Origin of the sequence: Acidiphilium sp. PM, assembly GCF_000219295.1 — a bacterium.
Classification (GTDB): domain Bacteria; phylum Pseudomonadota; class Alphaproteobacteria; order Acetobacterales; family Acetobacteraceae; genus Acidiphilium; species Acidiphilium multivorum.
The window spans coordinates 1-10,569 of the sequence record NZ_AFPR01000466.1; the positions used below are offsets into that span (position 1 = coordinate 1).

8 protein-coding genes are annotated in these 10,569 nt (G+C 69.1%); all 8 read left to right on the forward strand.

Features of this window, described 5'->3' with window-relative positions; genetic code table 11:
- Positions 1-192: 192 nt before the first annotated feature.
- Positions 193-1,833 carry a fatty acid--CoA ligase gene (locus tag APM_RS14285; RefSeq protein WP_007424083.1) on the forward strand — a complete coding sequence of 547 codons (1,641 nt, stop codon included), beginning with the start codon at positions 193-195 and terminating at the stop codon, positions 1,831-1,833.
- A gap of 124 nt (positions 1,834-1,957) precedes the next feature.
- A complete protein-coding gene (locus tag APM_RS14290) occupies positions 1,958-3,457 on the forward strand; it encodes an MmgE/PrpD family protein (protein WP_007424084.1) in 1,500 nt (499 codons plus the stop codon).
- Positions 3,458-3,476: 19 nt separating this feature from the next.
- Positions 3,477-4,628, forward strand: coding sequence for a 2-methylcitrate synthase (gene prpC / locus APM_RS14295; protein WP_007424085.1), 1,152 nt, complete (start codon positions 3,477-3,479; stop codon positions 4,626-4,628).
- 10 nt (positions 4,629-4,638) lie between these two features.
- Positions 4,639-5,553 (forward strand): methylisocitrate lyase, encoded by a 915-nt coding sequence (gene prpB / locus APM_RS14300; protein WP_007424086.1) that lies wholly within the window; start codon positions 4,639-4,641, stop codon positions 5,551-5,553.
- Between the two features lie 27 nt (positions 5,554-5,580).
- Entirely contained in the window at positions 5,581-6,756 is a 1,176-nt protein-coding gene (locus APM_RS14305; protein WP_007424087.1) for an acyl-CoA dehydrogenase family protein, read from the forward strand.
- Entirely contained in the window at positions 6,753-7,850 is a 1,098-nt protein-coding gene (locus tag APM_RS14310) for an enoyl-CoA hydratase/isomerase family protein (protein WP_007424088.1), read from the forward strand. The genes APM_RS14305 and APM_RS14310 overlap by 4 nt, the downstream gene beginning before the upstream one ends.
- A 74-nt stretch (positions 7,851-7,924) precedes the next feature.
- Entirely contained in the window at positions 7,925-8,824 is a 900-nt protein-coding gene (mmsB, locus tag APM_RS14315; RefSeq protein ID WP_007424089.1) for a 3-hydroxyisobutyrate dehydrogenase, read from the forward strand.
- A 40-nt stretch (positions 8,825-8,864) separates the two neighbouring features.
- A partial coding sequence (locus tag APM_RS14320; RefSeq protein WP_007424090.1) for an AMP-binding protein occupies positions 8,865-10,569 on the forward strand: 1,705 nt, incomplete at its 3' end.

Below are 10,569 nucleotides of genomic sequence, written 5' to 3' on the forward strand. Positions count from 1 at the left end.
CCGAGGCCGCGCGAGCCGCCGGTGATCAGGGCGCGCTTGCCGGTCAGGTCGAACAGGGATTTCAACGCGGTCATTCGGGTTTCCTCATCGTTGCTGGCCCGTTCCGGGCGGGGTTGACGGGCGCGATACGCGCCTATCCTATGGTGCACAAGCCCCCGTGCCAACGGGGACGCGACCTGGAGGAGACGAGACATGACCGAGGTGACGGAACCGTTCCGCTACCGGCTGCTGATCGGGCAGCTGCTGAAGATGCCGATCGCGCAGGCGAGCCGGCGGGAGATCGTCTATCGCGGCGACACGCGGCTGACCTATCCGCAATTCGCCGCCCGCGTGCACCGCTTCGGCGGCGTGCTGCGCGACCTCGGCGCCGGGATGGGCACGCGCGTCGCCTTCATGGACTGGGACAGCCACCGCTACCTCGAGGCCTATTTCGCGGTGCCGATGGCGGGCGCTGTGCTGATGATGGTGAACATCCGCCTCAGCCCGGAGCAGATCGCCTACACGATCGATCATTCCGGCGCGGAAATCCTGTTCGTGCACGCGGATTTCCTGCCGGTGCTGGCGGCGATCCGCGAGCGGCTGCCGAAGCTGCGCCAGGTGGTGCTGATGCGCGACGACGATATCGCCGTGCCGGAGGGCTTCGCCGGGGAGTATGAGTCGCTGCTGGCGGCGACGGCGCCGCTCGACGCGTTTCCGGAATTCGACGAGGACACGCTGGCGACGACCTTCTACACGACGGGGACGACCGGCCTGCCCAAGGGGGTGATGTTCACCCACCGGCAGCTCGTGCTGCACACGCTGATGGTGCTGACCGGAATCAACATGTCCGGGCTGAATGGCGGGCTGTCGCGCGAGGACGTCTACATGCCGCTGACGCCGATGTTCCACGTTCACGCGTGGGGCTTTCCCTACGCGGCGACGATGCTGGGGATGCAGCAGGTCTATGTCGGGCGGTTCCTGCCGGAGGTGGTGCTGCGGCTGCTGGTCGAGGAGCGGGTGACGGTGTCGCACTGCGTGCCGACGATCATGCACATGATCCTGAACGCGCCGGCGGCGAAGGCGATCGACCTGTCGCGCTGGCGGGTGGTGATCGGCGGCTCGGCGCTGCCGCGGCCGCTCTGCGAGCAGGCGCTGGCGCGGGGGATCGACATCTTCGCCGGCTACGGCATGTCGGAGACCTGCCCGGTGATGACGCTGGCGCAGCTGCGCGGCGACATTCTCGACGGGCTGCCCGATCGCGCCGAGGCGGAGATCGGCTACCGGATGGCGGCTGGCCTGCCGGGGCCGCTGGTCGAGGTCCGGATCGTGGACGAGGCGATGAACGATGTGCCGCATGACGGCAAGTCGGTCGGGGAGGTGGTGACGCGCACCCCGGCGCTGACGCCGGGCTATGCCGGCAACCCGGAGGCCTCGGCGGCGCTCTGGCGGGGCGGGTGGCTGCATACCGGGGATATCGGCACGATCGACGCCGACGGGTATCTGCGCATCGTCGACCGGGTGAAGGACGTGATCAAGACCGGCGGCGAGTGGATCTCCTCGATCGGGCTGGAGGAGATCCTGCTCACCCATCCGGCGGTGTCGGAGGCGGCGGTGGTGGGGGTCGCGGACGAGCGCTGGGGCGAGCGGCCGGTGGCCTTCGTCGTGCTGCGCGCGGGGATGGAGGCCGACGAGGCGGCGCTGCGCGGCCATGTGCAGGCGCGGGCGGATGCCGGCGCGATCTCGCGCTACGCGGTGCCGGACCGGGTGCATCTGGTCGAGACCCTTGACAAGACCTCGGTCGGCAAGCTGGACAAGAAGGCGATGCGCGCGCGCGCCACCGGAGGGGCGGCGTGAGTTCGCAGACTTCGCAATTCGCCGTCCCGGCTTCGATCCAACTTGCCGCAATTCGCTTGTGACTGCGAAGTCCAGCGGCTATTGCGGGGCCAAACCACCTTCAGCAACCACGAGCGCAACCGCCATGAAACTTCACGAAGTCCGTGTTCATCCATCCAAATCCCTGCTCAAGCGGGACGACCAGCTGGCGTGGAAGATCGCCGGCGTGGCGGCGGACAAGGTGGCCGTCGACAAGGACGTCACGGCGATGATCATCAACCGGATCATCGACAACGCGGCGGTGGCGGTGGCCTCGGTCAATCGCGGGCCGGTGGTCTCGGCCCGGGCGATGGCGCTCGGCCATGCGAAGCGCGGCGGGGCGACGGTGTTCGGCCTGCCGGCGCGCAAGACGGTGAGCCCGGAATGGGCGGCCTGGGCGAACGGCACGGCGGTGCGCGAGCTCGATTACCACGACACCTTCCTCGCCGCCGACTATTCGCACCCGGGCGACAACATTCCGCCGATCCTCGCGGTCGGCCAGGTGATGGAGCGCTCCGGGCGCGACCTGATCCGCGGCATCGCGACGGGGTATGAGATCCAGATCAACCTCGTGCGGGCGATCTGCCTGCACGAATGGAAGAAGGACCACATCGCGCATCTCGCCCCGGCGCAGGCGGCGGGCATCGGCGCGCTGCTCGGGCTGAAGCAGGAGACGATCTTCCAGGCGGTGCAGCAGGCGGTGCATGTCAGCTTCACCACGCGGCAGAGCCGCAAGGGCGAGATCAGCTCGTGGAAGGCGTTCGCGCCCGCCCATGCCGGCAAGCTCGCGATCGAGGCGGTGGACCGGGCGATGCGCGGCGAGGGCGCGCCGAGCCCGATCTATGAGGGCGAGGACAGCGTGATCGCCTGGATGCTGGGCGGCAAGGATGCCGTCTATCACGTGCCGCTGCCGGGCAAGGGCGAGGCCAAGCGCGCGATCATGGACAGCTACACCAAGGAGCACTCGGCCGAATACCAGAGCCAGGCGCTGATCGACCTCGCCTTCCGGATGCGCGAGCAGATCGAGAATTTCGACGCGATCGAGAAGATCACCATCCACACCTCGCACCACACCCATTACGTGATCGGAACGGGGGCGAACGACCCGCAGAAGATGGACCCGAAGGCGAGCCGCGAGACGCTCGACCATTCGATCATGTACATCTTCGCGGTCGCGCTGCAGGACGGCACCTGGCACCATGTCGACAGCTACGCGCCGAAGCGGGCGCGGCGGGCGGACACGGTGGCGCTGTGGCACAAGATCGAGACCGCCGAGGACCCGGAGTGGACGCGCCGCTACCACGCCACCGATCCGGCCGAGAAGGCGTTCGGCGGGCGCGTCGAGATCCGGTTCAAGGATGGCAGCACGCTGGTCGACGAGCTGGCGGTGGCGAACGCGCATTCGCTGGGCGCGCATCCGTTCGAGCGGGCCGATTACATCCGCAAGTTCGAGACGCTGACCGACGGCATCATCTCGCCGCGCGAGGCCGCCCGCTTCCTCGAGGCGGTGCAGGAACTGCCGCGCCTGCCGGCCGGCGAGCTCGACCGGCTGAACGTCGCCCTGCCCGCGGGCGCGCTGCTCGAGGGCAAGCCGGGCATCTTCTGAGACGCAAGGAGCAGACAGCATGAGCGAGACCACGACGGCGCCGAAGCCGAAGAAGTCGGTCGCCCTTTCGGGGGTTGCCGCGGGGAACACGGCGCTGTGCAGCGTCGGCCGCAGCGGCAACGACCTGCATTACCGCGGCTACGACATTCTCGATATCGCCGAGACGTGCAGCTTCGAGGAAATCGCGCATCTGCTGATCCACGGCACGCTGCCGAACGCGGCGGAGCTTTCGGCCTATCTCGCGAAGCTGCAGGCGCTGCGCGGGCTGCCGGATGCGGTGCGCAAGGTGCTGGAGGCGCTGCCGGCCGCCGCGCACCCGATGGACGTGATGCGCAGCGGCGTCTCCGCCCTGGGCTGCGTGCTGCCGGAGGCGCACGACCACAACCCGGCCGGCGCGCGCGACGTGGCGGACCGGCTGATCGCCTCGCTCGGCTCGATGCTGCTCTACTGGCATCACTACAGCGCCAACGGGCGGCGCATCGATGTCGAGACCGACGACGAGTCGATCGGCGCGCATTTCCTGCACCTGCTGCACGGGCGCCGGCCGGTGGATGCCTGGGTGCGGGCGATGCACACCTCGCTCATTCTGTACGCGGAACATGAATTCAACGCCTCGACCTTCGCTTCGCGCGTCGTCGCCGGCACGGGTTCGGACATCTACTCGGCGATCACCGCCGGCATCGGCGCGCTGCGCGGGCCGAAGCATGGCGGCGCCAACGAGTTCGCCTTCGAGGTGCAGAAGCGCTACGCCGACCCCGACGAGGCGGAGGCGGATATCCGCCGGCGGATCGAGGCGCGCGAGGTGATCATCGGTTTCGGCCATCCGGTCTATACCATCGCCGATCCGCGCAACGTGGTGATCAAGCGCGTCGCCCGCTCGCTCTCGGAGCAGGCGGGATCGATGAAGATGTTCAACATCGCCGAGCGGATCGAGAGCGTCATGCACGACGCGAAGCGGATGTTCCCGAATCTCGACTGGTTCTCGGCCGTGTCGTACCACATGATGGGCGTGCCGACCGCGATGTTCACGCCGCTCTTCGTGATCGCGCGGACCACCGGCTGGAGCGCGCATGTGATGGAGCAGCGCGCCGACAACAAGATCATCCGTCCCTCGGCCAGCTATGTGGGGCCGGAGGACCGCAAGTTCGTGCCGCTCGACAAGCGCGGCTGAGGAGGGTTCGATGAGCTATCTGCAAGCATCCGGCCTGCCGGATCGACCCGCCGGGCTGCGCTTTCGCGAACTGGTCGAGCGCGGGCCGATCGTGCAGATTCCGGGCGCGCATAACGGGCTCGCCGGGCGGCAGGCGATGCGGGCCGGGTTCGAGGCGTGCTACCTTTCCGGGGCGGCGATGACCGCCTCGATGGGGCTGCCGGATCTCGGCATCATCACCGTCGACGAGGTGTGCTTCTTCGTCCGCCAGGTGGCGCGGGCCTCGGGCCTGCCGGTGCTGGTCGATGGCGATACCGGCTATGGCGAGGCGCTCAACGTGATGCACATGGTGCGCAGCTTCGAGGATGCCGGGGCGGGTGCCGTGCATATCGAGGACCAGCTGCTGCCGAAGAAATGCGGCCACCTGAACGACAAGAAGCTCGCCGATGCGCGCGACATGGCGGCGAAGGTGGCGGCGGCGGCGCATGCGCGGCGGAACCTCTACATCATCGCGCGCACCGATGCCGCGGCGAGCGAGGGGATGGACGGCGCGGTGGCGCGGGCGAAGATGTATGTCGAGGCCGGGGCCGACGCGATTTTCCCCGAAGCGCTCTACAACGCCGAGATGTTCCGCGAATTCGCCCGCCGGATGCCGGGCGTGCCGCTGCTCGCCAACATGACCGAGTTCGGCCGCACGCCGTTCTTCACCGCCGCCGAGTTCCAGGAGATGGGCTACCGGATGGTGATCTGGCCGGTGACCTCGCTGCGGGTTTCGGCGAAGGCGGTGGAAAATCTCTACGCCGCGATCCGGCGCGATGGCGGTGCGCAGAATTGCGTCGAGGCGATGCAGACGCGCGCCGAGCTCTACGAGACGATCGACTATGCCGGGTTCGAGGCGCTGGATGCGACGATCGTCAAGACCGTCGTGCCGGCGCCGATCGGCTGACGGAGACGCCGCTTTCGGGAGGAAGAGATGAACGCCACGACGCCATCCGACGCAACGCCGCAATTCGCGCTCGACGAGGCGCAGCGCGCGATTGCCGAGATGGCGCGCGGCTTCGCCGACGAGCGGCTGGCGCCGCACGCGCTGGAGTGGGACGCGGCGCGGCACTTTCCTCTCGACGTGATCCGCGAGGGCGCAGCCCTCGGCATGGGCGGGATCTATGTGCGCGAGGAGAGCGGCGGGTCGGGGCTGACGCGGCTCGACGCGGCGCTGATCTTCGAGGCGCTGGCGACGGGCTGCCCGGCGGTTTCGGCCTACATGTCGATCCACAACATGGTGGCCTGGATGGTCGACCGGTTCGGTGACGACGCGCAGCGCCGCGACGTGTTGCCGGCGCTGGTGAGCATGGAGCATCTCGCCAGCTACTGCCTGACCGAGCCGGGGGCGGGATCGGACGCGGCGGCGCTGAAGACGAAGGCCGTGCGCGATGGCGACGATTACGTGCTCGACGGCGTCAAGCAGTTCATCTCGGGCGCGGGGGCGACCGACCTTTATCTGGTGATGGCGCGCAGCGGCGGCGCCGGGCCGCGCGGAATTTCCTCGTTCCTGGTGCCGAAGGATGCGAAGGGGCTTGGCTTCGGCGCCAACGAGCGGAAGATGGGCTGGAACGCGCAGCCGACGCGCCAGGTGGTGTTCGAATCCTGCCGCATTCCCGCACGGTTCCGGCTCGGCGCGGAAGGCGAGGGGTTCCGCATCGCGATGAGCGGGCTCGATGGCGGGCGGGTGAATATCGGCGCCTGTTCGCTCGGCGGCGCGCAGGCGGCGCTGGAGAAGGCGCAGCGCTACATGGGCGAGCGCGAGGCGTTCGGCCGGCGGCTGGAGGATTTCCAGGCGTTGCAGTTCCGGCTTGCCGACATGGCGACCGAGCTGGAGGCGGCGCGGCTCTTCCTGTGGTCCGCCGCGGCTTCACTCGACCGCGGCGAGGCGGACGCGACCCGGCGCTGCGCGATGGCGAAGCGGATCGCCACCGATACGGGTTTCGAAGTCGCCAACAATGCGCTGCAACTGTTCGGCGGCTACGGCTATCTCGCCGAATACGGCATCGAGAAGATCGTGCGCGATCTGCGGGTGCACCAGATTCTGGAAGGGACGAACGAAATCATGAGACTGATCGTCGCGCGCGGCCTCATCGGGCGGAACGCATGAGCGGGGAGACGACCGCGGATGTCGAGATCCGGATCGAGGGCAGGGTCGGCCGGATCAGCCTGAACCGGCCGCGGGCGCTGAACGCGCTGACGCACGACATGGAAGTGGCGATCGACGCGGCGCTGCTGCGCTGGGCGGACGATCCTTCCGTCGCCTTCGTGATGGTGGACGGGCGCGGCGAGCGCGGGCTGTGCGCGGGCGGCGATATCCGCGCGCTGTACGACGCGGCGAAGAGCGGCGGCGAACGCCTCGCCTTTCCGTTCTTTGGCGACGAATACAGGATGAACGCGCATATCGCGAATTATCCGAAGCCCTTCGTCGCGCTGATGGACGGGATCGTGATGGGCGGCGGCGTCGGCATTTCGGCGCACGGGTCGCACCGCATCGTCACCGAGCGGACGATGCTGGCGATGCCGGAGGTCGGCATCGGCTTCGTGCCGGATGTCGGCGGCACTTTCCTGCTTGGGCGGATGCCGGGCGAGACCGGCATTCACGCCGCACTCACCGCGCACCGGATGACCGGCGCCGATGCGGTGTCCTGCGGCATCGCCGATCATTACGTGGAAAGCCGGCACCTGCCGGCGCTGACGGCGGCGCTGGCGGCGCTGGTGGATGGCGCGGATGTCGATGACTGCATCGCCGCCTTCGCGGCGCCGGCGCCGGACTCGCCGCTGCTCGCGGCGCGTGGCTGGATCGACGATTGCTACAAGGCGCCGACGGCCGAGGCGATCGTCGCGGCGCTGGAGGCGCATGCCGCACCGGCGGCGCGCGAGGCGGCGGCGACGATCAGGCGGATGTCGCCCACCTCGGTGAAGCTCAGCCTGCGTCTCGTGCGCGCGGCGCGGGGCGATGCGAAGGTGGAAACCGCGATCGACCGCGAGTTCCGCGTCGCGGTGCGCTGCGTCGCCGCGCATGATTTCGTCGAGGGCGTGCGGGCGCAGCTCGTCGACAAGGACCGCAATCCGCGCTGGCAGCCGGCGACGCTCGATGGCGTGGATGATGAAGCGCTCGATGCCTATTTCGCGCCGCTCGGCGCCGATGAGCTGGGGCTCGACGCACTAGAGCACTTTCCGATCCTTTCGGATCGGATGTAGTGCTCTATCATATTGATAATTAGAGCATTTTANCCGATCGGATGATGCTCTAACGCACTGACAGGAGGATACGCATGGCACGGATCGGATTCATCGGCCTGGGCAACATGGGCGGCCCGATGGCCGCCAATCTGGTCCGCGCGGGCCATGCGGTGCTCGGCTTCGACACCGTGCCGGCGGCGCGCGAGGCGGCGGCGGCGGCGGGTGTGACGATCGTGGAGCTTGCCGCCGAGGCGGCGCGCGACGCGGATGCGGTGATCACCATGTTGCCCTCCGGCCCGATCGTCCGCGCGGTCTATGAGGCGGCGGACGGCATCCTGCCGGCGGCGCGGGCCGGCACGCTGTTCATCGACTGCTCGACCATCGATGTCGACTCCGCCCGCGCCGCGCATGCGATGGCGGCGGGACGGGGGATGCTCTCGCTCGATGCGCCGGTCTCCGGCGGGGTGGGCGGTGCCAGCGCCGGGACGCTGACCTTCATGGTCGGCGGCAGCGCCGAGGCGTTCGAGCGCGGCGAGCCGCTGCTGGCGGCGATGGGCCGGCGCATCGTGCATTGCGGTGGCGCCGGGGCCGGGCAGGCGGCGAAGATCTGCAACAACATGATCCTCGGCATCTCGATGATCGCGGTGAGCGAGGCCTTCGCGCTGGCCGACCGGCTGGGGCTCGACCGGCAGAAACTGTTCGACGTGGCCTCCACCGCCTCGGGCCAGTGCTGGTCGCTGACCTCGTATTGCCCGGTGCCGGGACCGGTGCCGGCGAGCCCGGCCAATCACGAATACCGGCCGGGCTTCGCCGCCGCGCTGATGCTGAAGGATCTCGGTCTCGCGATGGAGGCGGCGGCGGCGACCGGCACCGAGACCGCGCTCGGCCGCCATGCGCGCGACATCTACGCCGCGTTCGCCGAATCAGGGCATGGCGGCGAGGATTTTTCCGCGATCTTCCGGGCGATCTCGGCGACGTCGAAGCCCGCCTGAGCGGCGCGGAGGCGCGGAACCAGAAAAAAAGGAAACGTCCATGACCGACTTCATCGCCGCGCGGCAGTTCCTTCTCGACCACCGGACCGATCTTGCCGCCGCCTCCGCCGGATTCCGCTGGCCGGAGGCGCGGGATTTCAACTGGGCGCTCGACTGGTTCGATGCGCATCTCGCCCGCGATGCCGGCAGCGCGCAGCGCCCGGCGCTGTGGATCGCCGATCCGGCGGGCGGGGAGGATGTGCGGCTGAGCTTCGCCGAATTGTCGGCCCGGTCGAACCGGACGGCGAATTTCCTGCGCGCCCGGGGCGTGCGGCGGGGCGACCGGCTGATCCTGCTGCTCGGCAATATCGTGCCGTTGTGGGAGGTGATGCTGGCGGCGATCAAGCTCGGCGCGGTGGTGATTCCGGCAACGACGCTGCTGACGCCCGAGGAGTTGCAGGACCGGGTGGAGCGCGGGGCGGCGCGTTTCGTGGTGACGACGGCGGACCAGGCGGCGAAGTTCGACGCGGTGGCCGGCACGTTCCAGCGGATCGCGATCGGCGGCGCGCCGGATGGGTGGACGCCCTACGCGCCCGAGGGCGAGAGCGCGGATTTCACGCCGGACGGACCGACCCGGGCGGATGATCCGCTGCTGCTCTATTTCACCTCGGGCACCACGGCGAAGCCGAAACTCGTTCTGCATTCGCATTATTCCTATCCGGTCGGCAGTCTCTCGACGATGTACTGGATCGGGTTGCGGCCGGGGGATGTGCATCTGAACATTTCCTCGCCGGGCTGGGCGAAGCATGCCTGGAGCAGTTTCTTCGCGCCCTGGAACGCGGGGGCGACGGTGTTCATCGTCAACCAGCCGCGCTTCGAGGCGAAGGCGCTGCTCGATACGCTGGTCCGCTGCGGGGTGACGACGCTGTGCGCGCCGCCGACGGTCTGGCGGCTGCTGATCCAGAACGATCTCGCGCAATGGAAGGTGGCGCTGCGCGAGCTGGCCTGCGCCGGCGAGCCGCTGAACGCCGAGATCATCGACCGGGTGCGGGCGATGTGGGGGCTGACGATCCGCGACGGCTACGGCCAGACCGAGACGACCGCGCAGATCGGCAATTCGCCCGGCCAGGCGGTGAAGCCGGGGTCGATGGGCCGGCCGCTGCCGGGCTACCGCATCGCCATACTCGACCAGGCGAACGATTCGGTGACCGAGGGCGAGGTGGCGCTGCCGCTCGGCGCGGCGCGGCCGGCCGGGCTGATGCGCGGCTATGTCGACGCCGAGACCGGCGCGCTGCGCGGCACCGACGGCGCCTATTACCGGACCGGCGATGTCGCGCAGATCGACGCCGACGGCTATCTCACCTTCGTCGGCCGGGCGGATGACGTGTTCAAGTCGTCGGATTACCGGATCAGCCCGTTCGAGCTGGAGAGCGTGCTGATCGAGCACGGAAGCGTCGCCGAGGCGGCGGTGGTGCCGAAGCCGGACGAGATCCGCCTTTCGGTGCCGGTCGCCTATGTCGCGCTGGTGCCGGGGGCGGCGGCGGACCGGGCCACGGCGCTGTCGATCTTCCGGCATGCGCGGGCGCGGCTGGCGCCGTTCAAGCGCATCCGCGAGATCGTGTTCGTCACCGACCTGCCGAAGACGATTTCGGGGAAGATCCGGCGTGTGCAGTTGCGGCGCGGCGAGGCGGGCGGCGAGGCCGGGCTCGCGGGCGAGGTGGTGCGCTTCGCCGAGAGCGCGTTTCCGGAGCTGGCCTCGGGCGAGG

Bases quoted from the DNA above. Each gene is read 5' to 3' on its own strand.
- APM_RS14310 (WP_007424088.1), top strand. From the start codon at position 6,753: ATGAGCGGGGAGACGACCGCGGATGTCGAGATCCGGATCGAGGGCAGG.
- APM_RS14305 (WP_007424087.1), top strand. From the start codon at position 5,581: ATGAACGCCACGACGCCATCCGACGCAACGCCGCAATTCGCGCTCGAC.
- prpB (WP_007424086.1), top strand. From the start codon at position 4,639: ATGAGCTATCTGCAAGCATCCGGCCTGCCGGATCGACCCGCCGGGCTG.
- prpC (WP_007424085.1), top strand. From the start codon at position 3,477: ATGAGCGAGACCACGACGGCGCCGAAGCCGAAGAAGTCGGTCGCCCTT.
- APM_RS14285 (WP_007424083.1), top strand. From the start codon at position 193: ATGACCGAGGTGACGGAACCGTTCCGCTACCGGCTGCTGATCGGGCAG.
- APM_RS14290 (WP_007424084.1), top strand. From the start codon at position 1,958: ATGAAACTTCACGAAGTCCGTGTTCATCCATCCAAATCCCTGCTCAAG.
- mmsB (WP_007424089.1), top strand. From the start codon at position 7,925: ATGGCACGGATCGGATTCATCGGCCTGGGCAACATGGGCGGCCCGATG.